The sequence below is a fragment of the Microbulbifer sp. GL-2 genome, assembly GCF_007183175.1.
Classification (GTDB): domain Bacteria; phylum Pseudomonadota; class Gammaproteobacteria; order Pseudomonadales; family Cellvibrionaceae; genus Microbulbifer.
Genome location: NZ_AP019807.1, coordinates 4,403,276 through 4,428,843, shown reverse-complemented (window position 1 = coordinate 4,428,843; position 25,568 = coordinate 4,403,276). Strand labels below are relative to the sequence as shown.

Sequence of the window (25,568 nt, the reverse complement as noted above, 5' to 3'; positions counted from 1 at the left end):
AGCCGAATCCTCTCTTGCTATTAATAAGGGTGCGTGGCCGGTTTTCAAGTGTTTTAAGATGGTCCAGGCCGGAAAGGCACTTCGATATCCACAATCAGTGGCAGATGATCCGAAGCTTGGCGGGTGAGGGCAGTACGGGGAATCCGCACCTTCTTTACTCCGATGCCGGCACTTAGAAAAATATGGTCGATCCGCACTTTTAGGAATGTCCCTTTGGGTATGTGCCGGGGCGCTTGCTCCTGAGCATCGCGCAGGTAACCGCCAAGGCGCTTACACTCTGCCGAAGCTGGCAAGGCGTTAAAGTCACCCAATAAGATTCGTTCACCTTTGCAGCGGGGGTTGCTCAACCATTCCGGGCCCAGTAGTGCATCCACCTGGCGCAAGCGTTCGGCGCGGGAAAGACCCAGGTGGGTATTGATGATCTGGATCCTGTTACCATTGTGCTCAATTTCCACCCAGACTGCACCGCGGGGCTCATCGGCGGCGGGATTGAATAGTCGGCCTTTGCCCTTTGGGGGACCGGGCAGAATTCCTTTCTTGATCAGCTTTACTGGCAGGTGAGTAAGAATTGCATCGCCGTAGCGTTCTTCTTTCAGGTTGATCGCCGGCTGAAAGTGCACATCCATCGCCAACAGCCGAGCCAGCCGTTCCGCCTGGTCCAGGCCGCCGCTGCGTTTGCGCTTTACATCCAATTCTTGCAGGGCCACCACATCGGGACGATAGCGGGCTATGACCCTGGCGATGCGCTGGGGGGAGAGGGTGCCGTCCATTCCTTGGCAGCTATGCACGTTGTAGGTCATGATTCTGAGGGTTTTCTGAGGCGCCCTGTGCTCATCAAGCTTCATTGGGCGTGCGCCACGAAGATAGGCCCTGGCGGCGGAGCGCAAGTCCTGCGGGCGCCAATAGCCGAGGCCTGGGTCCGGCGGCTGAATATCCTCTGGCATCAGGGCGAAAGCGTGGGTCTCATTGGGTCCGGCGGCACCGTGGCTGCCGTTTTCCATGGCGAATGTCAGCGGTTGCTCTTCGCTGGAACACCAGCCGTACATCATAAAGTCACCGGCATCCGGGTGGCTGCACAGGGAGATCATGTCGGAGATAGCCTGGTCGGGATAGGGGTGCTCATCCCCCATTAACTCGCGGCCATCCTCTGGCAGGCGTACCGGGCCGTGTTTCCACCAGCCGTGTACCGGAGAGGAGTCCGAATTGGGGTCCACTCGGTAGAGCACCAGGGGTACATGGGCCTCTTCAACGATCATACGTGCGACATCTTCACGGCTATGATCGTCTATATCCAGGTTGTAAAGCATTGCCAGGGGGCCGAGAGCGGTCAATGCCAGCGGGGTTTTACTGCCGTTCTTTTCCGGAGTCCGCTCCAGTTCGACCTTATCCATCCACTCGCTGCCAAATAAGCGGGCCCGCTCCAGCTGTACGCCGCGTCTACTTTGGCCCGGCTCGATTTTTGGCGGTTTCGTTAGCCCCGATAGGATTTCTGACAGGGCGTCACCGAGACTGCGACCATGAAGCTCTTCGTAGGGCAGGGTTTGTTCCTGTCCGTGATCGGAGAAGATCCACACATCATAGTGGCGCCGGTCCGACGCGTGGGCGGCGCGCCAGATTCGCGCCACGGCATCGTCTATACCTTTGAGCACCCAGTGGGCAAAAGCTGAACGTGGTCCACGGCGGTGCGCCTGTTCGTCGTAACCGAGCAGATTGACATAGATAATGGGTAGGCCACGGGTGATATCCACCTTGGCGCCCATGGTGCAAAACTCCCGTGTGAGGATGGTAATGCCGACCCGGGTGGGTATAAACATCAGCTCCTTCATGAAGTTTTGCCCCTGCATCAACCCGCGCACGCAGTCCACCAAGGATAGAATCAACTCCGCCACAATCAGGGCGCCGGTACGAATCAGGCTCCAGATATTGGTAATTAACAAGATACAGATGGTCAGCGGGCTGGCGCTGCGCAAGGCGGGTCCCCAGCCCTGGTCGGCTGGACAAAAGTGTGCTTCGCCGGTCTTGGTGCCGGCGCGGAACAGGCTGAGATAACAACTTCCACCACGCAGCAAGGGGTCGCGCTGCTGGGTATTGATTCTCTTTTCCACCAATGCGGCCACATCGGGGTCATACATTCGTCCAAGTTTCTGGGTCTCATGGACCAGGAAACCGAAGGCTGGTACCGCCTGACGCACGCCGTAGAAGAGCTCAGCTTGCACAGCCGGTGTGGTGGAGGGGACTCCAGGATACATGTGCTCCAGGCGGTAGTGTTCCTTCCGAATCAGCCTTTTCAGGAAAGGCATACGGCCTCTGGCCAGGGCTTTGAGTAATTCCGGATGGGCCAGGCCATCAATTTGAATCAGGATCAGTCCGGGAGCATGGGGTTGGCGCCCACTGGTAGAGAGCCCGAGCAGTGATGCAATCCACTCGCTGCGGCTGAAGCGGCGGCGCCAGCGCCTGACGGAGAGTCCAATACGGCTTAACATTACTGGGGTTTACTGCTCCGGTGTCTGGCTGAGTGCCGCCCCCGCAGCTCCTGTCAGCCCTTCGATAATCTCCCACTGCGCCCCCATTAATTTGCGCATACGCACCCACTGGGAGAGGCGGGCGCTATTTGGAGGCTTATAGCTCTTCACTAGTGGCTGGTAGAGGTCGAGTGCACGCTGGGCACAGCTCTTCATGGAGAAATCCCTGGCGGTACACACTGCCTGGTGAATCAGCTCCCGGCGCCCCCCTGGAGGAGTATCGTGCAGCCAGTGGATGGCGGATACGAATTGATTTATATCGTTGCCAGTGATCAATCGGCCATTAATCCGGTCTTTGACCATTTCCCGTGTCCCGTTGGCCTCCAGTGCAATAACAGGAACACCACTGGCCATTGCCTCGGACAGGACCAGGCCCTGGGTTTCAGTTGTTGAGGAGAACACGAAGGTATCCATGGCACTGTACATGTCGCGCCGTGCTGAACCGAGCACTTTGCCTGGCATATGTACCCGCTGCAGCAGCCCTTGCTGAGTAAAGAAGTCACGCAGGTCATCTTCCAGCGGTCCACTTCCCGCCAGCAGGAAGTGGGTATTGTCCCGGTCGTGCATAAAACGCGCTACAGATTCACACAGGAAAGGCAGGTTCTTTTCCTGACCAAATCTGCCGAGGTGGCCTACCACAAATGCAGACTGGGGAATATGCAACTGGTCACGGATACCCCTGCCATCGCCGCCGCAGTAGTCCTCTATGCGTACCCCGGTTGGCACCTCTGCAATAGGCGTACGCACGCCGCGTTCTCGCAACAGCCGCACAACACTGAGGCTTGGAGCCAATACCAGAGTGGCCAGGTTAGCGTAGCGGGTGGCGATCTCTATTGCGAAACGCTTTATAACCTGGGAATTGGCCATCACATTATGGGTGTAGTGCTCGTAAAGTGTGTGGTGAGTGAAAACCAGAGGGAGCTCACGTTCGCGGGCAATTCGCAGAGCTGTCAGGCCTAGCAGGAAAGGGTGGTGGGAGTGGATGATGTCCGGTTTGAAGGCATCGAGCCGTTCGTTCAGGGCGAGAGAGAAGGGCAGAGCAAAAGAGAAATCACTGCCGTTGAAGTTCTGTATCGCATGAATTCGCAATACATGCTCCTCGCGGGCGAGCTGTTGTGCGAACTCTGGGGCAATCACCAGCACGTTATGCCCATGCCTGCGGTACTCTTCGCTGAAAGCTGATACCGAATGCGCTACACCACCAACGTGGGGCAGGTAAGTATTGGTTAGCATTACTATATTCATGGGCTTTTCAACTCTACGGAATGCACCCCATCGCCAACCAGGGTGGGAGGAAAGCCGAGGGGGTTGATGGCGATGGCTGGTGGCTTTCCGTGCCATTCTCCTTTCCAGGATACTTTCGGCGTGGTGCCAGGAGTAATTTCCATGGAAATCACCCCAAATCGGGTCGGGGCTGGGCCGAAGAGAATAGGTTTTTTGGCGGAAGTATCTTTGAGCCACTCTGGTGGTAACCCGGATATCAGGATCAATGCATCCTGCTCTTCCCGTACAAAGCAATTGCGCTGCATAGCCACCCATTCGGCCGCCGCCCAGGCGTGCTGCCCGTCGCCCATACAGCCCCCTAAAGAGTGGGGGTGGATGGCCTCCGGCCACTGACCGGTAGGGGAGGCCAGCTGCGCGACATTGCGCATCAGGTCCAGGCAGCGTCTGTCACCTGCCCTTAGCAGCACCTGGGCGATATGTAGGGTCAGATAGGCATTGATCCCGGAGTGGATCATGTCCTGGAAAAACCCACCGTTGACAAAACAGTTGTCGATCAGGAAGTCAGCCAGATCGGTAAGCCTGGGGTCTTCCGGTGGGTAGAGCTGAAGTGGGTAGCCGGCGGCAATAGAGCCAATTGCACCGGCGTCGAGTCGGCGGTTGGGAGAAGCCGGCATGGCTGCGCGGCCGACTTTCTGCTGAGCCTGGGACAAGCTGTTGTCGATTGTGCGCTGGAAGTCCCCGGCCGCTGTATTGAACCGGTGAGCGTTATCGTCGATGCCCTCTCGTGTGCAGATAGTGGCGGCTGCATGCAACCCAGCCACACCCCAGAAATCATCCCAGTAATAACAGTCATTGGGCCCCAGGTGTTCGGCGCTGAAGCCGGCGGGGAGCAGTCCGGCACAGGGGCTGCCATCCTGGGGCAGACGTTTGCCGATTATCCATCGTGCACCTTTGAGTACCGGGTCGCACCAGTCCTGTTTCAAAGGCTTGTTGGTCATCTGGCAGTAGAGATCGAGAATCCACAGAGCTTCGCCGTTGGAGTCCCACTCACCATCCTGGGAATGAAAAAAACCATCGCGCTTCTGCCGTTGGGGAAATTGTTCCAGAGCCCTTTCAGCCCGCTTGGTAAGGCCGGCAAATAGCAGTGACTGGATCATAAAAGCGGCATCGCGAAACCAGAAGCGCTTATAGGTATAGGGGCCTGGGTATACATCTTTGGGGGAGTGAAGAATCAGGGTTCGGATTGCTGAGTCGTATAGAAACTGGAAGTCCCTGTCTGGTACCTGCAGGGTGCAGTGCCCCTTCAGGCTGTCCTTCCAGGTTTTGGTGGGCTGGCTACCCTGGAAATCCTGTCCCAGGGGAATGGAGACATCCAGCTTTAGCGGTTTGTGTCTCTCGACGCGAAACATGGCTGCTGCAGTCGCCATGCCGACATCACACTCACCGGACATGCGGCCGTGTTCGTCTTTCAGGTGCAGGTAGATATCCCCACCGCGATAATCGGATGCGAGGTGCTTGTCCACCGCTTGCCCGAACTCAACCGCTGGATGGTCCTCAATCAGCCAGCGCTTGGCGCTTTCCTCAAGCCTCACCTTGTGTACAAAGCTGACCCCTTCTGGGTTACATGGGCGGAGTACTACCAGCAACCAGCCGCCGTCGCGGCAGCTGGCAGTGAGATCCATCACACAGCAGGGCTTTCCCTGTCGTTCTTCTACGTGAGCGCGGTTGCGCAGCTTCAAACCTTTTAGCGCAGATTCGGTCACCACTGAGACATTGTTGCCCAGCTCCTGGTGTTGCTCGCAATAAGCAAGGCTGGCAGGGGTCAGCTCGTCGCCAGAGTCGCCAATCACCCAGGCGTCGATAGACCAGCCATCATAGTGTGGGGTGAGCAGGCCGCGCGGATCGATAACTGGCAGCTCATCGCAATCGGGAATACCTATAGCAGTCCAGTTTCGATGGCTGAGATTACAGTGGGTAATTGAAAAGGCACGAGGAATGAATGACTTGTCCCTAGGGTCAAACTGACGCTGAATCCAATATGGCCATACCCAGTCGAGGTTGTGCTGGATGACTTTGCTATTGATCAGGGCTCGAGCATGGAAAACAGCCCCGGCGCGGAGCAGCTCAATGGGCTCACTGACCTCTGAAGGCTCGGCAAAACGCTGTAAACGCGCCATTAAGGTGAGTGGGTCGAGGAAGCCGTGGGCGGTGGCGAATCTGCGTACGAAGAAGCGCCACGGTAGCCATTTCATCCAGGGCATTACAGGTCCTCTTCTTTCACGATACGTTTCAGCGCACGCCGCGCCATCCGGGTCAGGCCGATCAAGGCAATTACTGCAAAGACAAAGCCCATGATGTACAGCGTCCACTGAATTGTTGTGCGCTCTTCCACCTTGCCGAGGGAAGTGAGGTCTGCGGCGATTGAACCTACATAGACGTTGTGCAGGGTGAGGGGGATCACTCCAAGTGTGTTTCCCAGAATAAAATCCCTCAGCCGTACCGGGGTAAGCCCAAAGAAATAATTGGAGAGCTTGAAGGGAAATAGTGGCACCAGGCGTGTCAGCATAATCATCTGCCAGCCCTCTCTGCGGATGACCTCTCCGATGGTGGCAGGCTTGATATGGGACATCACCCAGCGCGAGGGCCGCTCACCAAACAGGTAGCGGGCGATCAGAAAGGCAATGGTGGCGCCTAAAACTGTACCAGCAACCACCAGAATGGTGCCCTTGATGACACCAAAAACAAATCCGGCTCCCATGGTGAAAATCACACCGGGAAGTAGCAGTACGATCGCTGCAGCCACAATCAGGATGTAGAGAAGGCTCGTTTGCCAGCCCCGGTCATTTAACCATTGCAGCAACTCAATTAACCGTTCATCCAAGTCGAAATAGAAAATCAGGCTCAGTGCCCCGGCCACGGCGATCAGGCAGATGAAAAACACTACAAATGGGAGAAACTTTGCCGCCATAGAATTGCTCGGGGAACCAATAACAAGCGGTTTTGATTGCCGCCAGTTATTAGCCTAGCCAATGGATAACGGCAGGTGAAACTTCATTGTGGCGCGCGAGTGGTGAAAAAGGCCCTGAAGTGGCTAATTGACAGTACACAGGTAAGGCAGTGAGTAAATAATGGAACCAGCAATAAGAAAGGCCGGATAAGCTCAGGTTAATGAAACAGTGAGCTTTAATTACAAAAAGAAATATTGAGGCCCTGAAACAGGTTGGCGTGGGTATGGGCTCAGTAGCTAAGTGCAGTGCTAGCAGCACATATACTTATTTGATCTTAATTATTTGCGCATTGACCAGGTTTGTGCCGTTGCCGGAATAGAGGTGATCGTTGTTCAAGGGCGGGTTGGTAATATGGATATTCTTCGGCGCTGCCTGGAGCTCTGCCCCCGAGCCCGTGCTTCCTTTAAATGAAGCCGTACAGACAGCAATAAGGACCAATTTGCGTGTGCAGGGTGCGGAGCTGGAAGTTGATGAGGCTGGTGACATGGTGAAAGCCCTCAAAACCCGCCGCTATCCGCGCCTGGAAATGGATGCTGCGATTGAGCGAAACCTCACCCAGCAAAACTACACATTTAACCAGGGAAGTTTGGTCCCAGATTCTGAAATCGGTCCCATCCCGCCAACCGATGTAGAAATTACCAGTGAGGAGGGAACAACAAAGTTGTTCTCTGTGGGCTTTCGTCAGCCTCTAACCCGGCTATACACCATTGCTTTGGAAATTTGTGAAGGATATGTAACCACCGATATGGCGGTACAAAAGGTGCGCTGGACTCAGCAGGATGTGGCGTATTTGGTAAAGCTGCAGTACTTCCAGATCGGGAGAATTCTGGGGGATCTACAGGCCATTGATGAGTCCATACTTTTTCTTAGTTCCCTGAGTGATCTGGTTAAAAATTATGTCGACCAACAGGTGGCTTTAGAGTACGAGTTACTGGATGTGCGCGCCAGGCTTGCACAGCGTCAATTGGAGCGTCAGCGGCGCATTGATGAGATGATCACTGGTAAGGAGCGTTTGAATGCCCTGCTCGGGAGGGATGTGGAAACACCATTCAGTGTTGAGCACCTCCCTATCCCCCATCAGGTTGTCTTTGATACCAGTAAATCCCTTCAGTTGGCTTTTGAACAGCGCGCTGACTTTCTGGAGTCACAGTTAGCTATTGAAAAAGCGGAATACAGCTATGACGTTAAGAAATCTGAATATATACCCGATATAGATATCCACTTTCGCTATCTCAAACTCTATGACGTTAATTTGATTCCAGATGCCGAGGCTTTTATTTCCCTGGATATGCGCTGGGAATTTTTCGATTGGGGGCGTAAGCGTGATGAGCTATCCAGCCGCGCGAGCAAAATCGCGGGTGCTGAAGTGAAAATGGAAGAGGTTCGCAACAAAATAGAAATAGAGGTGCGTAAAAGTTTGCGCAAACTGGATACCGCACAGGAATCAGTTGGTGTTGCACGTGACTTGCAGGCGGCTTACCGGGAAAAGGTGCGAGTGATGATCAATCGCTACCGTGAACAGACGGCGCTTCTTACCGATGTCCTTGAGGCAGAGACCCAACTTGATAGGGCCAACAGCGATTATAACGGTGCCGTTCTCTCGGTCTGGGGCGCATTGGCGGATTATGAAAAGGCGGTGGGGGAAGTTTAGTGGTGGTGCGCCTGGTTTTTGCCTGTTTACTGCCCTTGGCCCTGGTCTGTTGTGACAAGCAGCCACCAGCTAAACAGCCTATGCCTGTACAGGTAAATACGGCGGAAACCGAGCGGGGAGCGGAGGGCTACCCGTATTCTGCTGTGGTCAACCCCTATACACAGGTGGATGTCTCTTTTCGAACGGAGGGGTATATAGAGATTATTCCAACGCGCAAGGCTCTGGGAGATATACGAATTCTCCAGCCAGGCGATTATGTGACAGAAGGGGAAACACTCGCTGAAGTCAACGATGAGCAATACCGGGACAAGGTTGTGGAAGCTGCAGCGAATGTGAGTAAAGCGGAGGCGGCGAGGCGTAAGGCAGATCTCGACTACAAGCGCGCGTCTGCACTATTTGCCACTGCCAGTATAACGGCCCCCGACTACGATGCTGCACGGAAGGAATATGAAGTATCCCAGGCGGCGGTTGTCGGGTCCAAGGCGCACCTCGACAGGGCTAAGGAGGAGTTACACGATACTGTACTGCGTTCACCCCTGAGCGGCGTTATTTTGGAACGCAAAATAGAGGTAGGCAGCCTGGTCCACTCGGACTCCATTGGTTTTGTTGTGGCGGATACCTCTCGGGTAAAAGTAGTTTTTACCGTGCCGGATGTGATGCTCATGTATGCGAAGCTGGGCAGCGTAGTAAGTATGCGTACCCAGTCTCTCCCTGAGAAAGTATTTACTGGTCGGGTGACGGAAGTTTCACCAATGGCCGAGACGCGTACACGGGTATTTGCCATTACTGTAACAGTGCTGAATCCCAATGCTGAATTGAAAACCGGCATGATCATGTCTTTGGCTTTGGATAAGCTGAGCATTCCTTCTAACCGCGTTGTCGTTCCACTTTCCAGCTTGATTATGCACCCAAATGGTGGAGAGGGTTTTGCCGTATATGTTATTGAGTTGGACCATGAGGTACTCAGGGCGAGGTTGCGCAGGGTGACTCCCGGTCCGGTACTGGGCAACAGCATTGTTATTTCACAAGGATTGACCGTGGGGGAGAGGGTTGTTTGTAACGGAGCTGCACAACTTGAAGAAGGCCGGGCGGTAAGGATAGTGCCTTAAAGGGTTATAAATTGTGAACAAGGACGATCAATCCCGAGAGGAGATTCTGGAGACAGAAAGCGAGCACCGTTTTAATACTGCACGCTTTTTTGTCGACAACGCCTCCATATCATGGGCCCTACTTGTGGGGGTTATGCTGTGGGGGGTATTTGCTTATTTTATGATGCCAAAGAGCAAAGATCCGGATATCCCGGTTCGAATTGCAATGGCAACGACCAAGTGGCCTGGACAGAGTGCCATTAAAGTGGAGGAGCTGGTTACCAAGCAGGTGGAGGATGCCATTGCGCAAAGTGAATATCTATATCAGCCGGATGCACGCTCCTTCGGGTTAAAGTCCCTGACGCTAAATGGCATCTCTATGGTGCAGGCTCAACTAGCCCCACATACCGATGTCACCAAAGCATTTAATGATCTCAACCTGAAACTGCTTGATGCGCAGAATTATTTACCAGCAGGCTCAGAATCTACTCAGTTGAATACTGAATTTGGAGATACCGCTGCCGTATTACTCGCTGTCGCCAGCCCCCGTGCAGAAGCCACCGAAATCAGCCTCAGAGCGGAGGCTATTCGTAAAGCTCTCTTAGATATTCGTGCAGAGAATAATCGTGAGGAAACAGAGCACCAGCAACGGCAGTTTGGGCAAAGGGTCAGTATTGTGGCGCCATTACCACTTTCGGTAGAGGGAATTAATGCTGTTGCATCGCTCCGGGTATTCTCGAGCTGGATGGAGTCTGAGGGGTATGGTACCGACTTTAAAATACTGCAAGGGCCTGGTTATGTCGGTGTAGATTTCACCTCAGATAAAACTGATGAGCAGCTGACAGTAGGGAGGGAAATTTTCTCTAATCAACGACTGAGCGGGCAAAAGTTTTTTCCCGATGCCTGGAACCCCTTTATTGTTCGCAATCTCGCTAATACCCGGGAGCGACTGGCCTCGGTTGCTGGTGCAAAATATAGCTACCGGCAACTGGATAATTTTTCAGAACTGATTGCTGCGACCATTCGCAACATCCCACAAGTCAAGCGCGTGCTGCGTTCTGGCGTTTTACACCAGCAAGTTAATCTAATCTACTCGCAAGAGCGGTTAGCCTCTTATGGTGTGCGCCCAGATATGATCGCCCCAATACTGAATGCACGCAATACCACAATACCCGGCGGTACACTTACTGTGGAGAATATGGATGTTGCCATTATGCCAAGTGGTGATTTCACTAATTATGAGGAAATTGGTGACGTCCCTGTTGCCTTGAGTAAGGAGGGCTCCCCAGTCTATCTGAGGGATATTCTTGATGTAAGCCTGGGGTATCAATCTCCTCCCACATTACTTAATTACTTCATCGACAAGGATAAAGATGGGCAGTGGCAGCGACATCGCAGCATCAATCTGTCGGTACAAATGCTTGAGGGTGAGCAGATAGGGGAACTTGGCAAGGCGTTGGACAAAGTGCTTGCTCAAGTACGAGTTGATCTCCCACCTGACCTTATTATTCAACGTGTTTCTGATCAACCAAGACAGGTCAGGGAGAGTGTTGGGCTCTTTATTGAGGCCTTGGTTGAAGCGGTTATTCTGGTAGTGATAGTTGCCTTTATCGGATTTTCTGATTGGCGGTCTGCTGTGTTGCTGATGATATCGATTCCTATCACTTTGGCGATGACATTTGGTTTTATTCATTTTATGGGCGTGGATATCCAGCAAGTATCTATTGCTGCATTGATTATTGCTCTTGGATTACTGGTTGATGATCCAGTAGTGGCAGGGGATGCGATCAAGCGGCAAATGGCAGCTGGCAAACCCTCATTTATTGCTGCCTGGTTAGGTCCTACCCTGCTGGCAAAGGCTATATTTTTTGCGACATTGACCAATGTAGTTGCCTATCTCCCATTTTTACTGCTCACAGGTAATCAAGGTGACTTTCTACATAGCCTGCCTGTTGTGATGGCGAGCGCTTTGATAGCCTCTCGCATCGTGTCCATGACCTTCCTACCATTTATCGGTAACCTGATATTACGTCCTCCAAAACAGAAAGAGCCCAGTATGGAGGTGAGGCGTAAAAAGGGATTAACCGGCCATTATTACCGGTTGACAAGTTGGGCTATTGATCACCGTAAGTTTGTCTTATTAGGTACATCGGTAATTTTGGTGCTGGGCTTCGCCTTAAAGAGTCAATTAAAGAATGCCTTTTTTCCCGATGATGTTCAATATCTATCCTATGTAGATATTTGGCTGCAAAATGATGCCAATATTGATGCTACCGACTATGTTGCACAGCATGCTGAAAAGATTATTAGGGATACTATTTCCAAGTACCGAAAAGAAAATGGGGTAAAAGCTCCAATTCTTGAAGCATTAAGTACCACGGTAGGCGGAGGGGCGCCAAGGTTCTGGTATACCGTTAACCCCCAACAGCGGCAACCCAATTATGGTCAGATTATTATAAGGCTCAGTGATAAAGACATGACGCCTATTTTGGTCCCGATTATTCAGCGGGCACTAACAGATAATATCCCGGGTGCACATCTGGATGTACGTCAGCTACAAACTACCCCTGTTACCTACCCGTTTGCCATTCGAGTGTCGGGAAGGGTAACAACAGGTTCAGAGGAGGAGATAAAAGACATTCAAATCCTCCGTGGAATTGCACAAAAAGTGAAAGACATAGTGCAGCAGTCCAGCTATGCACGTACGGTCCGGGAGGACTGGGGTGGGGAGAGCCTGACTCTGCTTATGAATGTACTGGAAGACCGGGCCGCAATGTCGGGTGTCACCAATGCGGATATTGCTCTCGCTTCTTCTACAGGTATAGATGGAACAGAAGTGGCCACCCTGCGCGAGGGGGATAAGGAAATTCCCATTGTTGTCCGGCTGCGCCTAGACCAACGGGGCCAACTACAAGATATTAACAACTTCTATGTGTTTTCCTCAGATTCTGAGGTTCGAGTGCCATTGGAGCAGGTGGCTACAACCAGTATTAAGTTTCAGACCAGTAGAATTTATCGCTTGGAAAAATTCCGCACGATCAAGGTGTTTGCTTTTCCTTTTTCGGGGTTTATCTCCTCCGACATTATGGGGGATGTGGAAGAACAGCTGGCGGAACTGGAAAAGACACTGCCCAGTGGCTATCAATTGCAAGTATCGGGGGATGCAGCCAATGCGAAACATGGATTTTTGCAATTGCTAATGATCCTGGGTGTTTCTTCCAGTGCAATTTTCTTGGCCCTGGTATTCCAGTTTAACAATTTGATCAAGCCGCTGGTGGTTTTTGCCACAGTGCCACTCGGTATGGTGGGTGCATTGCTTGCACTTTATGTTACCGGTCAGCCGTTTGGTTTTATGGCCTTTTTGGGGATTGTCAGCTTGGTGGGGGTGATCGTCAGTCATATCATTGTATTGTTCGACTTTATCGAGGTCCGCCATGCCGCTGGTGACTCCTTCCGTGAGGCGCTGCTGGATGCTGGTATCATGCGTTTGCGGCCCATCCTGATCACTATCTCCGCCACAACCTTTGCTCTGGTGCCGTTGGCTATCCATGGTGGCCCTCTCTGGCAGCCACTATGCTTTGCCCAGATTGGCGGCCTGATCCTGGCAACCTGCGGCACGTTGCTGTTGGTACCAGTGATCTATACCACGATGGTGGTGGATCTGAAGTGGATTCGTTGGGAGGAACGTGGGACTAAACAGGGAAATGGTGAGAGCCCAGTGACGGCTTAATCCTTACTATTAAAATGAGAGGCATAATTGTTGGGAAATGACGTTAATTACCGCTTGACGTGCCCAGCAGTGGCTATGTTTGGACGCAGTTACTCCTACACAATAACGCGAGGTAGTCAGATGCGCCTGCTCATGAAAATCCTGGTACCGGTAAAATCAGGTAACAAATCCATAGCCGATAAATCCATGTCTTCAGTTTTCAGCGACTTTGTCGCTTCAGCCAATCCAGAAGCGTCATTCTTCTTTATAGAGGATGGAAAACGAGCAGGCATATTTATTTTTGAAGAGAAGCGCCAGGATCATTTGATGGCTTACAATGAAAAATTTTTCTCAGTATTGGGGGCTGAAATCTGGGTAACACCAGTGTTGAATTACAAGGAATTGCAAAAACATATGTAGTATCCAGCCAACTGCCTGCCCAAAATGCGCTCGGGCCCAGCCTGGGCGCTAACTACCTCTCTCAAGTGTGTATTGCCTATTTCCCGCTAGTGTCATTAAGCTTCCTGACAAGGTGAATGCCAAGCTGTCCATAAAGTCATTAGTGCCTGAAAGAGAGTGAGTAGCAAAGGCAGGGTTTCAGTCAGCGATTTTGGAGCTGGTATTTGCAACGCTATAATAATCGCTTGGAACTCTAAAACGGATGACTTTGGAGGGCTTGTTGTGCGGGCTGGTCGGCGTATACTGAGATCCAGTAACTTGATCTTTTTACCCTCGGGTTTGGGAGTTTCCAATCTCTATTCTGGCGCAGTCATACTGCGACCCCTGTTAGCCGGGCTTAAATTTCTCACTCTGTTTACAGCTCTGCTATTTATCCCTACCAGCAATTCCAATGCTTTATTCAATAAGGATGAATACCCGCAGAGAAGAGCAACCCTGATAGCCCCTATAGAAGACCTTCTGGTTAAAATGCCCATTCCGACTGTAAAAAAGTTTACTGTTCTATCCACAAACCATGTTGATGAGAGCGGTTATCAAAATACGGTGGGAGAATTTATGGAAGCTATTCATTTCAGAACTATCTTATTGGATATCTCTGAATACCGCAGTAAAGGAAGGCCGGCAATCAGGCACTTCGATGCCGTGATTGAACATGGTTTCAAAGCAAAAATGGCCCACAAGCGTTACCATCATATCTGTGATCGTAAATTGCCCAGGGACCTGCCACCATGTCATAAAGCGGAGTGGCGTTACCATCAGGCTGTATCCTGCTTACGTGCCCGAGAGGCTTGGGAGGAGCGTTGGGGTACCCTGGAAACTGCAGCACCTCATGAGAGGGCTCTAAAAAATGTAAGGGCCCGACTGAAGAATGCGGAGAAAGACAGGCAGCGAAGCTGTGAACTGGATCGGCTCGATGACAGTTGAGAGTCGCTGACAGATTTGACTCTAAGGCAGACTTTAGGTTCACGTCCCCAAAAGTTAAGGGCTACGCCAGAACTCTTACCTTGAGTATTTCCTCAGTGACTCCCCCCGGCACAAAGGTAAACTAGCTGTTGAGTACTCTTTGATGCGAGCGTTTGGGTGAAAAAACATATATTACTTACGGGTGCCAGCGGCTTTGTGGGAAAAGTTTTGCTGCCTACTTTGAGGAATAAAGGTTATACCGTTATTCCCGTGTACCGTCAGGCAGGAAAGGGCGGATTCCGGATAGACAGTTTGAGTGCTGATACCGATTGGTGTGGAGCCTTGGAGAATACTGATGTTGTGATTCACACGGCCGCCCGAGTGCATGTCATGAGTGAAAATGCGGACAATCCACTGTATGAATTTCGTAAGGTCAATGTAGACGGTACCCTAAAGCTTGCCAGGGAGGCTGCCTCAGCAGGGGTCAAACGATTTATTTATTTGAGCTCCATCAAGGTTAATGGTGAATCTACAGATGGCCGCGCACCATTTAGCGCAGATGAAGAGTGCCACCCTTCCGACCCCTACAGTATTTCCAAGAAAGAAGCAGAAGACAATCTTTTAGCTTTGGCCCAGGAGACTGGCATGGAAGTAGTAATCATTCGCCCACCGCTGATTTATGGTCCTGGGGTAAGAGCGAACTTCCAATCCATGATGTCATGGCTCAAGAAAGGTATTCCACTACCTCTGGGCTCTATAGATAACCAGCGTAGTCTGGTTTCCGTGTATAATTTAATCGATTTAATCTTGGCTTGTATTAACCACCCTGGAGCAGCAGACCAGATTTTCCTGGTTTCCGATGACATGGATATGTCCATCCCCGAACTATTAAATCGGTTATCTAAAGCCTTGGGATGTCGCGCCCTGCTGGTGCCTTTCCCAAAGTCTCTGTTGGTGTTGGGGCTTTCCCTGTTGGGAAGGGGGGCATTGGCCCAGCGGCTATGCGGCTCCCTTCAGGTGGATATTACAAAGAACAAAGAACTATTGGGCTGGAGGCCGCCAGTAACAGTAGACGAAGGGTTAGTGAAGACTGCGCAGACTAGCCAGTTAAATTAGTGCCCTGTCGTTGCCTTATTAAAACAGAGGTATGAAAGGGCCGCGGATCAGAATTACTACCGCGGCGTATTTTACTTATCCTTGCCGATTGACAATCGCCGCATAAAATCCCATCAGGTAGGAAGGTGGAACTTCTACAACAGACCGGTGCCCTGATTTTGCCTTGAGTTTTACCCTGAGAGCATTACGCTGTTTGAGTGCCTTGACAATTTGTTCTTCTTCCAGGGGAACTTCTAGGGTTTCTTCAAGCATACAGGTAGTGACACTTGGGCAGTTAAGGATGTTTTTCTCAAGCTGGATTATTTCGACTTGACGACCACTGCCAAACGATGCAGATGCGTAGTTGCGCCAACTCTCCCGATAGCTGATATCAATGATAAGCTGGTAGCTAATAGGGCCACCGGCTTGGGGTTCAAAGGCTCGGAGCTCGTAGTAGAACAAATTGTGATCTGAACCGTCGGTAGTGGCTTGCATCGGGGGGCCACTGTACTTAACTCCAAGATTCTCCACGCTACTTTGCGCCGTTACCCCTTGTCGAACTTCTGCTGAGCTTTTCTGTGTAAGGCTTGTCGTCGAACTACATCCTGCCAGTAGCAGAGCCGTCAGAATGATTGCATGTTTGGTCATAGTCCTTCCCTGATGAGATAGAGATTTTATAAAGGAGGAGTATCTCATATTTTACGTCGTGTGCAGGATTTGATAGCCCTAGTTGCCTCCTGATGAAGCAAAGGGGTTGCTCAAAGTTTGTGCGGTGGTGTTGGTTCGATAATATGCTACCTACTATGATTGTTCGTAGGTTGGTGGTCGGCTGTGGAGATGACAAGATAAAGCTACTAACCACTAATAAATACTATCAGACAATGTAGATTCTGATTTACGTATTATATGCAGAAAAATCCTGAATTTTCATTTTGACGGGGAAAGTAAATTTAGAATGTTTGATGCCATGGGCTGCCAGGCCGGGTCTACCCGAAACAGAATTTTTGGTTACGAAGGAAATGATCGGGGTAAAAATATCGAGACGTAAAACAGTTAAAGTTTTATTTACTTCGACTGGTGTGGTTTAGAGTGTCAGGAAGTCGAGCTGGTGGAAATTTATAAATAAAAATACATTTTTATGGTGTTGGGAGATTGTCGTCAAACCATTTAAGGCCCAGGCAGAGATGCTAAAGTGTCAGTTTTAAGCTTAACACCCAGAGTCCTCAGGCATGTTGCTGAGGTGACCGGATGTTTGGGCTCTGACAGTTATGGCCCAGAGAGTTTTCTGGGTTATTGGGGGCAACGGCAAAGAGAGGGTGGCGGGCCTGGAGGCAGATGTCTACATGCTTCGTATCTGACTGTATTGTCGAAGTGGCCAATCGCTTGGTTGTGCATCGTTCTATTGCGGCGATGGCTATACCAAGTGGGTAATATTGGCTGCTGTTTCAGTAGCTGAGTGGGCGTATCACCGGTGCGAAAGCCCGAATTATAGAGCGATGGCTTACATCCACAGAAAGTCCCCCCTAACTTATTGATTTAATTATGGGTAAAATGTGTTCAAGAGCGGGAGGTTGAACTAGGTGACTTGAGCCGATGGCCTACTATCTCTGGTTGATATTTGAACGAAAATTTATAACCTACTGTAAATAAAAGCTTATTTACATAGCTTGAAATGGCTACGTCAGAAATAGTGGCCAAGGTGATAAAGAGCCACTGGCTCTTTAATAAACTGTTAAGTGTCTAATCAAGAATGAGCAAAGTTATCGAGAAAATGTGGCTTTTACCGTTGGTGCTAGCACTGCTTGTGATTTTTTCATTTGTAGCAGTGTTAATAGGGCTTTTCCCAATGCTCTACTATTTCGGTTTGGTCATACCGTATCTCGTAGTCGGTAATCTGGGATTAATTACCTACGTAGCTGCCAGGCATAAAAAGCAGCTACTAAAGGTATCTTTGGTTAGTATGATTTCCCTAGGGTTGGCATATTTATGGGCAATACAAACGGCATAAGTGCCAAACACTTAACAAACATAGGCAACATCGCCCGCGAAAAACGCGGGCTGGACGGCTTACACTACGCTTTGCTCCGTTCCAGCCGCCGTTGCTATGGGCGTTATGTGTCACCGTTAGCACAAGCTTGTATATTCAACAGAAATATGGATTTTCAATAGGTCGTATGAAAAGTTGGTTCATACCCGTTTCAATTGTTCTTCTTCTGCTCGTACTTGCTGTGGGCGTGCCGGCCATCATGCTTCAGTTAAAAATAGATAAGTGCTTAGATAGTGGCGGTAAGTTCATGTATGACAGTAAAGAGTGTGAGGTCGTAAAGTAGTTAATGTATCCAACACATAACAAGCAGCGGCAGAGCGACAGCCAACGCTACGCACCTTTTGTGTTACTCTCTGGCGCTCAAACAATAACACAAATTGCGCTCCGCGCTGACTGCGCCTGCGCTGGGCGTTATGCACCAAGCTAGAGATTTGAGTTTAATATGGAAATTTCATTCTTAGCAGATATGCCAAATGAGTCTTTAAAAATTGCTCAGTGGTATTTTGATGAGTGGGCTTATACAGTTCCAGGCGTAACCGTTGATATGGTTCATCAAAAAGTACTAGAAAAATCTAAAAGCAGAATGGAGATTCCGTTAATACTCCTTGTTCATGAAGATAAGGAGTTGGCGGGAGTTGCAGAATTAAAGCTCAGAGAAAACGTTAATCATCCTGAATACGAGCATTGGATTGGCGGGATTTATGTCTCTCCAAGCCATAGAGGCAAAGGTTACGCTTCATCCCTAATTTCAAAAGCTAAATCACATGCATCCGAGCTCGGTATAAAATCATTATATCTGCAGTGCGAAGATCACAATATCGACTTATACCTAAAGCATGACTTTAAGGTCCTGCATAATTCAGAGCATAACTCGGTAAAAACCACAATTATGGTGCACGGTACAAATGCATAACAAGTGACTATGGTTCTTCGTCAAGCTTTTAAGCCATATTTTCATCCCAGTATGTGTTGTTTTTTACCATCGTATTCAGAATGGTAAGTTGCTTTCTCATACATGCAATGAGGGCCACTTTCTTAGGCTTGCCAGCGTCGACTAAGCGTTTATACATTGGCTTTAATTTAGGATGGCACTGGATGGCCGACATGATGGAAACAAACAGAACTGTGCGTACGCGATGTCTTCCGCCTCGAATATATCTCTTACCCTGGAAGCTGCCGCTATCTCGGTTCATTGGGGCGATACCAACGAGTGCAGCAATCTCTTTTCGGTTCAGTTTTCCCAATTCCGGTAGTTCGCTCATCAGGGTGTAGGCCAACACATTCCCGACCCCTTTAGCACTTAACAATAGGTCACGTTTTTGTCGCCACTCGGCAATACTGCTAACGAGTTTATCCAGCTGCTTGTCGATTACTTCTAACTCTTTTTTAATGGCTTTCAATATGGCTTGAATAGGTTTGTGTACAGATTTAGGCATTCGCTTAAGGCGGTTCTTTTGCATGGTGCCCATCTCCAAGCACTGGCTTCTTACAGCCAGTAAGTCACTGATATTTCTCAATTTTTCAGGTTTTATCGACGATAGCCTCGGCTTCATTGCCTCCCCAAAGTGAGCAATGTCGACAGCATCCAGCTTGTCAGTTTTGGCGAGTCGCCCCGCTGACTTTGCAAAGTTTCTTACCTGCGAAGGATTGCAAACAACTATCGGCAATCCTGCTTTGTGGGCAGCACAGACAAACTCCAGTTCAAGCCTTCCTGTGGACTCGATAAGTACTCTTTTGGGTTTAAGGGGTTGTAGTTGTTTAATGGCGTCCTTAATACCATCCTTATCATTGGTAACACTAAAGAATTGGCCAGTTGGTCTCACAAAGATATCGAGCTGTTTGCTGCTAGTATCGATACCGACATTGATCTCTTGAGGTTCCATAAGATAAGCTATCTCCGCCTTGCTATTCGGGCTCGAGGCCCACATGACTATTCGAGTTATGCCTAGTGAGTGCTTATCACGTTCATACTTGTTATCGGTCTTTTACGAACCGGCGCTGCAGCGAACTGTGATAAACAAGGCCTTCGGTGGCCGCCGAAGGTGGGTCTCAATTTACCCGTTAGCGAAAAGGGTTTTCAACATCAGAATCGGACAAGAACAACCATACAAGACGCGGCACCCGACTCCGGCGCTATCGCGCCTCCGCGGGTGAGCTTGGCGTTATGTGTCACCGTTAGCACAAGCTTGTATATTCAACAGAAATATGGATTTTCAATAGGTCGTATGAAAAGTTGGTTCATACCCGTTTCAATTGTTCTTCTTCTGCTCGTACTTGCTGTGGGCGTGCCGGCCATCATGCTTCAGTTAAAAATAGATAAGTGCTTAGATAGTGGCGGTAAGTTCATGTATGACAGTAAAGAGTGTGAGGTCGTAAAGTAGTTAATGTATCCAACACATAACAAGCAGCGGCAGAGCGACAGCCAACGCTACGCACCTTTTGTGTTACTCTCTGGCGCTCAAACAATAACACAAATTGCGCTCCGCGCTGACTGCGCCTGCGCTGGGCGTTAAATAGCAAACATGATTGAAGATTGTTATAGGCTTTACGCAGGTGAAATAATCACCAACCATTCGACATTCGAAGACGCTAAGGAGGCGGCAAAGAAATATATGCCCGCTGAAAGCTATCTTCGAATTGAAATATTAAAAGAGATGGGAGCACACAAAGCTGATTGGTGGGCCTATGAATACGAAAGCAATAAATGGGTTCCATCATGACACTGAGATTTGGTGGCCATTTAACAAGCGCATGTTGTCGGACTGGTTTTCCGCTGCGCTCCAAACCAGCCGCAAATGCGGGCGTTATGTGTCAGAGATAAAATGAGCGATTCTAAACTAACAAAAGAACAGGCTTTCTTGGCGATGTACGCATTTCTAGATGAGTACTACCAAGCAACAAAGTCTGACGATGTTGGCGGCTTACTCGGTAGCATGTCACTACTTAGCGATGGTGGATCAGCTGACCCAGCAGTTCAGAAAGAGTGGGAAGAGGCTATTCAAAAAGTTATGGATGGTAGTGTTAATGCGCAGCTTAGTATCAAAAACACATAACAAGTTTGTCAACGATCGCCCTTCGGGCTGGACCGCTAAAAGCGTGACTTCGCCACAACGCGGCCCGTTACAAAGGCGTTAGTCAGAATAAAGCGTGAAAGAAGTATTAATCTTAATATTGTTTTTTGTGTCGAGTACAGTTATGGCAGAGTCAATACCCGAGGGTGCAGATCTGGACATCCGATCTGAAATCGGTCACCCACCCTCTATAGAAAGCTTGCACTTTAATTTGCAGAGTGCAGGAGAAGAAGGTGTCTACATCCTTTCTGTTTATGAAGGTCTTGAATATTATCTTGGCTCTGAGTCATTTGATGGACTAGAAGAAAGGTTTTCCGCAATTGATGGCGTATCCGGTGCTGAGCACGCGGATCGAGAAATCTTCGTGGTTTATTCACAATCACTGCCATTAGACGATCTGCGTAGCAAGCTCTGGGCAGTGCTCCTGTCGGCAGCTAGCGAGTCATTCCCCGGTGCCTAACAAAGCAAAGCACGTTCGCCAGCATAGCTGGCTGGACCTACATTGAAACCTTCCCCCATTGAGTAGACGCCTACCTTTTGAATAGGGTAGGAAAAAATGCCGAAAATACTGAGTGAAGAGCGAGTTGTTGAATATTCAACAGAGTTCAAAGTTAGAGTGGTAGCTCTCACTAATCAACTGAAAGTAGATACGACTACTATCGCCAACATTATTGGTTTGCATCCAATAATGGTGTATAGATGGCGACAGGAAAGTAGAGAAGGCAAGCTGGTCGAGAAGCCCAGCCGTAGAATAAGTATGACAAAAACAACGAAAAATTGGTCTCAAACCGATGATAAAGAGATAAGACGTCTAAAAAAGCAGGTCGAGAAATTGCAAAAGGAGAATGATTTCCTAAAAAAGTGGGAAATGTACCTGAAAGATCCAAAGCCGAAAGATTCTCGTTCATAGCTCTTAATCGATCAGACTTTGGTGTCAGGTACTTATGTAGATACTTGAATGTTTCACCCCAAGGGTTTTATAAGTGGCTCAACCGCGATGAGAGCACTAGTGACATAGAAAATAGGCGAATTCTAGGGTGTATCGAAGCTATCTATACGCAGCATGATGGTAATTATGGAAGTCCAAGAATTAGCGCAGAACTGAAAGCTAAGGGTGAACGAATAAATCACAAACGCGTTGAACGCCTTATGAGAGAGGCTGGAATCGTGGGGAAAGCTGGAAGGATCTATCGTCGACGCCCTTTGCCTGGAAATCCTTGCATTAAGGTTGAAAATTTACAAAGAGAGCATGGTATGCCGAGTAAGCCAGACTCTCAATGGGCTGGTGATGTAACTTATCTGAAGATCAATGGGCAATGGCAATATTTAGCAGTGATTATTGATCTTTACTCCCGGAAAGTGTTGGGTTGGGAGCTATCGGATACTCGAACTGTTGAACTAACACTGTCAGCGCTAAATAAAGCCGTCCGTCGCAGAAATATAGAATCAGATCTAATATTTCACAGCGACCGAGGGTCTGAGTACGGTGCTTATGCATACCAAAACCGACTCAAAGAACTGGGTATTGAGCCGAGCATGAATCGTCCAGGATTTATGAATGATAATGTGTATGTAGAATCATTTTTTCAAACACTGAAAACTGAGAGTTTTAAAGGATTTAATTTTGAGTCCGTTGAGGAGCTAAGAGCTAACTTAGCTTGGTATCTTGATAGGTACTATAACTTTAAAAGAAGACATGGTTCACTTGGGTTCAAAAGCCCAGATGAATATGAAAGAATGGCCGCATAAGATGAATATAAGGTGGCGTCTACTTTAAGGGGGGAGGCTTCGTTTCTTAAGGAAGGTATGGAGTTTATCAGTTTAATTTTCTATATTGCTTTTGCTATTCTTGTGTGGCACGTAGTTGTAGCAGTAAAAAGACACGTTAGGAGATAGGCTAGGGTGAAATTCCATAGAGAACCAAAACCCTTGACTTTCTCTGTGTCAGAACTGTATAAAAACCCCATGCTGGGATAAATATGCAGCTTCCTAGCGAAGCTCTCTGAAGCCCGTTTAATACGGGCTTTTTCATTTCTGCTCTCAAATAGATTCCTCGGTATTGGAGTCTTGCGGGTGTAGCTCCATCGTTGATTTATAGTGGATACTTAAGCATAGTAGGAGTTCTCGCTAAGTATCATGTCGCTGGCGCGACTATAGCTTTAATGAAAAGAAACTATATGTATGAAAGTCTCCAGGACTTGCTTGGAGATCTATGTGTTGATTATGGATTTTGCCTATCCTCTCCTTTTTGGGAGGCAATTTCGTCACGAAAACAATACTCAGCTGGTGCATTTGTTCGTGATGTCTTTATTGCGGATAGAACGGGCCCCAAAGATAGAGAGATATATGGTCCTGTAATCAGGAAGCTGTTCATAGATAAGTTTGGTGCTGAGGCTTACTTCTGGAATCGAAGATTTCAGGCTAGACCAGGAAAGCGCATATCTATGAAGGAAAAAGATATCATATTGCTAGAGTTTGCAAGACGAGAGCGCTCCATAAATAGAAGAAACCCTAAGGCTGACCAGCTCAGGGCTAGATACAGAGGTTTGGTTGGGCTTAAACAGGGCAGAAAAAGGCCCATAGACTGTGAGTTAGGTGCTGGGTAGTAGAATTCTAAATATAAGTTTCCAGGAAAAGGCAATTAAGCAATGGCGATAGCTATAAATAGAACGTCTACGATTACCTGTCCAAAGTGTGGTTCCAAACACACGGAAACTATGCCTATAGATGCTTGCCAGTGGTTTTATGAATGTAAAAAATGTGGTGAGTTACTAAGCCCTAAGAAGGGCGATTGCTGTGTATTTTGCTCTTACGGAACGGCTCCATGCCCGCCAGTTCAGCAGGATGGGAAGTCTTGTTGTTCTTCCTAGAGGCCCTTAGCAAAAACCCCAAAAACCAATCAATTGGAAACCCTTGACTTTCTCTGTGTCAGAATTGTATAAAAACTCCATGCTGGGATAAATATGCAGATTTCTAGCGAAACGCCCCAAAGCCCACCTGAGGACGGCAAGCTGTATCATCACTTCCAGTAGTTGTTAGCTGCTGCAATGGTTTGAAATTCAATTGCTACAACCTGGCTTGCAGCTATTAAACTATCTGGATCAGTTGCATATTTTTCACGACCGGCTACAAGCTTATCAAGGTCTGATTGGATGTTATGGATCGTATGGCGAGCAATCATCATCGCTAAGGATCTTCCCTCTTCTGGGGTAGCGGTGATTAAACTCCCGCCAGGTATCATAGTTAACTCTTCTTTTGGCAATTGATTCATTATGTGCTCCTTAACTGGATACATATGGGTTTTCGCCAAAAGAGTAGCAGGGGAAGTGGTACTTAGAGAATATTTTATCTTTCCGTTGATTTGTACTTAACTTGTATATTGCGATCTTTTTAGGACTAAGATTGCGTCAGGCCCCACTCCTCAGGTGTGATCCAAATCATTCCTGAGCCCCACTGTTGGGTTTTTGTGTGTCAGATTCTTGAATTGTCGCATAAGTAAATTGTTGTATATGTATACAGTCTGTATGTATTGATAGTACTTGTGGCTAGGGATTACTGTGCCCATAGCTGCTCTGGTTTTCATGCAGCGACCATCCTTTCTTAAGCCGGCCCCCAAGCCGGTTTTTTTATGCCATAAATCCATCTGAAAAAATGATGCCTTAGTTTCTATGTCTGAACTTGCCTCTATAGCTAAATGGTAGCGAAAGTGGACTAAATCTAATCTGGAATATCTTAGTCATTCACTCTAGGGGCTTTGCGCCTGGAGGGCACTACAGTAGAGCCTCCTTCAGGTCTGCCCCGGCATCAGTGCTTTCTAAGTTGGGAACTGAGAAAGCATTTTTCACGGTCGATGTGTCACCAAATGACAATCTGAGTGTCGCCAATTTAAATGTATAGTTATTGAATGGTGGGTCACGGTATGAACGCTGAATATGTGTGTTGCCGAGATGTATATTTAGATAATAAAAATAGAACGTGGTGAATATGGCAGGGTTATCTGATATTAGAAATGGGCGAGAATATGAGTTTACTGAAATTGTAAAGCAAAGGCACTTTGTATATGAGGGGGGAGTGTCTGTTCTTTCAGAAATTAAAAACCTCCATGGTTTTTCTGTAATCATAAAAACAGGGAATGTTTCAGGGTCAAAGAATCAGTATATATCAGCTATCAGTGATGCCTTTAAGATACTTTCTTCATTTGGCTTTCATAAAGGTCTTAATAAAAAGATCATAATATATCTTAGTGATCATAAAATGGTAAAAAATATTGCCTTCATGAACGGTGAGAATATTACTATTTTTCTAGGGTCAAGAATAAAGAATCATATGTCGGCAGCTAAACCAAGTAAAAAACCTCCAAGTGTATCAGTTAAAGGTGGAGTTACCGCTGGAGTGGGGCGTGCTCGTGGTATTGCGGACTATATGTATGATGTTACTTCTCGGCAGCTTTTCAAAAACCCTAAAGAATCTTCGATGATAAAAGCGGTTGTGATCCATGAAATGGGGCATGCATTGCATGAACATTTTCATCCTGAAATCTTTTGGGACTTGAAGAGAGAATCGACAGCTCAAGCTTACAACTCTTGTGGATGGATAAATGCATCTTTTGATGTTAGCCAATATGCGACCACGAATGCTCTTGAATTTGTGGCGGAAACTTTTACTGGAATGTCTCTCGGAGAAAAATATGGCAAGATTGTAGAGAGCGCCTACTCAGCGCTTGGAGGGCCGCAATAATCTTTGGCTAGTTAAATATCCCTATAATCTCAAGGCCCGCTCAATGCGGGCTTT

22 protein-coding genes are annotated in these 25,568 nt (G+C 48.6%); 15 read left to right on the top strand and 7 right to left on the bottom strand.

The window, feature by feature from the left end; genetic code table 11:
* Positions 1-53: 53 nt before the first annotated feature.
* Genes GL2_RS19125 through GL2_RS19110 form a run of 4 tightly spaced genes read right to left on the bottom strand, consistent with a single transcriptional unit; the run spans position 54 to position 6,714 of the window.
* A complete protein-coding gene (locus tag GL2_RS19125; protein WP_143732325.1) occupies positions 54-2,483 on the bottom strand; it encodes an endonuclease/exonuclease/phosphatase family protein in 2,430 nt (809 codons plus the stop codon).
* A gap of 9 nt (positions 2,484-2,492) precedes the next feature.
* Positions 2,493-3,767, bottom strand: coding sequence for a glycosyltransferase (locus GL2_RS19120; RefSeq protein WP_143732324.1), 1,275 nt, complete (start codon positions 3,765-3,767; stop codon positions 2,493-2,495).
* Positions 3,764-6,007 carry a hypothetical protein gene (locus GL2_RS19115; protein WP_143732323.1) on the bottom strand — a complete coding sequence of 748 codons (2,244 nt, stop codon included), beginning with the start codon at positions 6,005-6,007 and terminating at the stop codon, positions 3,764-3,766. Before GL2_RS19115 ends, GL2_RS19120 begins: the two co-directional genes overlap by 4 nt.
* Entirely contained in the window at positions 6,007-6,714 is a 708-nt protein-coding gene (locus tag GL2_RS19110; RefSeq protein WP_143732322.1) for a TVP38/TMEM64 family protein, read from the bottom strand. Before GL2_RS19110 ends, GL2_RS19115 begins: the two co-directional genes overlap by 1 nt.
* Before the next feature lie 368 nt (positions 6,715-7,082).
* Here GL2_RS19110 and GL2_RS19105 point away from each other — a divergent pair, with 368 nt between their 5' ends.
* The 6 genes from GL2_RS19105 to GL2_RS19080 all read left to right on the top strand — a co-directional run bounded on the left by GL2_RS19105 (position 7,083) and on the right by GL2_RS19080 (position 15,680).
* Positions 7,083-8,405, top strand: coding sequence for a TolC family protein (locus tag GL2_RS19105; RefSeq protein WP_143732321.1), 1,323 nt, complete (start codon positions 7,083-7,085; stop codon positions 8,403-8,405).
* 2 nt (positions 8,406-8,407) lie between these two features.
* Complete coding sequence (locus GL2_RS19100) at positions 8,408-9,514, top strand: efflux RND transporter periplasmic adaptor subunit (RefSeq protein WP_143732320.1); 1,107 nt, start codon at positions 8,408-8,410, stop codon at positions 9,512-9,514.
* 13 nt (positions 9,515-9,527) lie between these two features.
* The gene (locus tag GL2_RS19095; protein ID WP_143732319.1) at positions 9,528-13,223 is read left to right on the top strand and encodes an efflux RND transporter permease subunit; all 3,696 of its coding nucleotides are present in this window, start codon (positions 9,528-9,530) and stop codon (positions 13,221-13,223) included.
* Between the two features lie 75 nt (positions 13,224-13,298).
* Positions 13,299-13,622, top strand: coding sequence for a hypothetical protein (locus tag GL2_RS19090; RefSeq protein ID WP_143732318.1), 324 nt, complete (start codon positions 13,299-13,301; stop codon positions 13,620-13,622).
* Between the two features lie 594 nt (positions 13,623-14,216).
* Positions 14,217-14,585 carry a hypothetical protein gene (locus GL2_RS19085; protein ID WP_143732317.1) on the top strand — a complete coding sequence of 123 codons (369 nt, stop codon included), beginning with the start codon at positions 14,217-14,219 and terminating at the stop codon, positions 14,583-14,585.
* A 156-nt stretch (positions 14,586-14,741) separates the two neighbouring features.
* Positions 14,742-15,680 carry an SDR family oxidoreductase gene (locus tag GL2_RS19080; RefSeq protein ID WP_143732316.1) on the top strand — a complete coding sequence of 313 codons (939 nt, stop codon included), beginning with the start codon at positions 14,742-14,744 and terminating at the stop codon, positions 15,678-15,680.
* Positions 15,681-15,755: 75 nt separating this feature from the next.
* Here the strand turns inward: GL2_RS19080 and GL2_RS19075 are convergent, their stop codons facing one another.
* On the bottom strand, positions 15,756-16,307 hold the full coding sequence (locus tag GL2_RS19075) for a hypothetical protein (RefSeq protein ID WP_143732315.1): 552 nt from the start codon (positions 16,305-16,307) through the stop codon (positions 15,756-15,758).
* 1,841 nt (positions 16,308-18,148) lie between these two features.
* Here GL2_RS19075 and GL2_RS19070 point away from each other — a divergent pair.
* The gene (locus tag GL2_RS19070; protein ID WP_143732314.1) at positions 18,149-18,619 is read left to right on the top strand and encodes a GNAT family N-acetyltransferase; all 471 of its coding nucleotides are present in this window, start codon (positions 18,149-18,151) and stop codon (positions 18,617-18,619) included.
* A gap of 28 nt (positions 18,620-18,647) precedes the next feature.
* On the opposite strand, the gene GL2_RS19065 is transcribed toward GL2_RS19070, so the two are convergent.
* Complete coding sequence (locus GL2_RS19065) at positions 18,648-19,589, bottom strand: IS110 family transposase (RefSeq protein WP_143728875.1); 942 nt, start codon at positions 19,587-19,589, stop codon at positions 18,648-18,650.
* 639 nt (positions 19,590-20,228) lie between these two features.
* Between GL2_RS19065 and GL2_RS19060 the strand changes: the two genes are divergently transcribed.
* The 7 genes from GL2_RS19060 to GL2_RS22230 all read left to right on the top strand — a co-directional run bounded on the left by GL2_RS19060 (position 20,229) and on the right by GL2_RS22230 (position 23,647).
* On the top strand, positions 20,229-20,426 hold the full coding sequence (locus GL2_RS19060; RefSeq protein ID WP_143732313.1) for a hypothetical protein: 198 nt from the start codon (positions 20,229-20,231) through the stop codon (positions 20,424-20,426).
* A 102-nt stretch (positions 20,427-20,528) separates the two neighbouring features.
* The gene (locus tag GL2_RS19055) at positions 20,529-20,759 is read left to right on the top strand and encodes a hypothetical protein (RefSeq protein ID WP_143732312.1); all 231 of its coding nucleotides are present in this window, start codon (positions 20,529-20,531) and stop codon (positions 20,757-20,759) included.
* Positions 20,760-20,901: 142 nt separating this feature from the next.
* A complete protein-coding gene (locus GL2_RS19050) occupies positions 20,902-21,237 on the top strand; it encodes a hypothetical protein (protein WP_143732311.1) in 336 nt (111 codons plus the stop codon).
* A gap of 96 nt (positions 21,238-21,333) precedes the next feature.
* Positions 21,334-21,687 carry a transposase gene (locus tag GL2_RS19045; protein WP_143732310.1) on the top strand — a complete coding sequence of 118 codons (354 nt, stop codon included), beginning with the start codon at positions 21,334-21,336 and terminating at the stop codon, positions 21,685-21,687.
* Positions 21,639-22,526 (top strand): IS3 family transposase, encoded by an 888-nt coding sequence (locus tag GL2_RS19040; RefSeq protein ID WP_143732309.1) that lies wholly within the window; start codon positions 21,639-21,641, stop codon positions 22,524-22,526. Before GL2_RS19045 ends, GL2_RS19040 begins: the two co-directional genes overlap by 49 nt.
* 428 nt (positions 22,527-22,954) lie before the next feature.
* A complete protein-coding gene (locus GL2_RS19035; RefSeq protein WP_143732308.1) occupies positions 22,955-23,383 on the top strand; it encodes a hypothetical protein in 429 nt (142 codons plus the stop codon).
* Between the two features lie 42 nt (positions 23,384-23,425).
* Positions 23,426-23,647, top strand: a complete 222-nt coding sequence (locus GL2_RS22230) for a GDCCVxC domain-containing (seleno)protein (protein ID WP_143732307.1) — start codon at positions 23,426-23,428, stop codon at positions 23,645-23,647.
* A 149-nt stretch (positions 23,648-23,796) separates the two neighbouring features.
* Here GL2_RS22230 and GL2_RS19025 read toward each other — a convergent pair whose 3' ends face one another.
* Positions 23,797-24,048: a hexameric tyrosine-coordinated heme protein gene (locus GL2_RS19025; RefSeq protein WP_143732306.1), complete on the bottom strand. Its 252-nt coding sequence runs from the start codon at positions 24,046-24,048 to the stop codon at positions 23,797-23,799.
* A gap of 713 nt (positions 24,049-24,761) precedes the next feature.
* Between GL2_RS19025 and GL2_RS19020 the strand changes: the two genes are divergently transcribed.
* Positions 24,762-25,514: a hypothetical protein gene (locus GL2_RS19020; RefSeq protein WP_143732305.1), complete on the top strand. Its 753-nt coding sequence runs from the start codon at positions 24,762-24,764 to the stop codon at positions 25,512-25,514.
* Positions 25,515-25,568 lie beyond the last annotated feature (54 nt).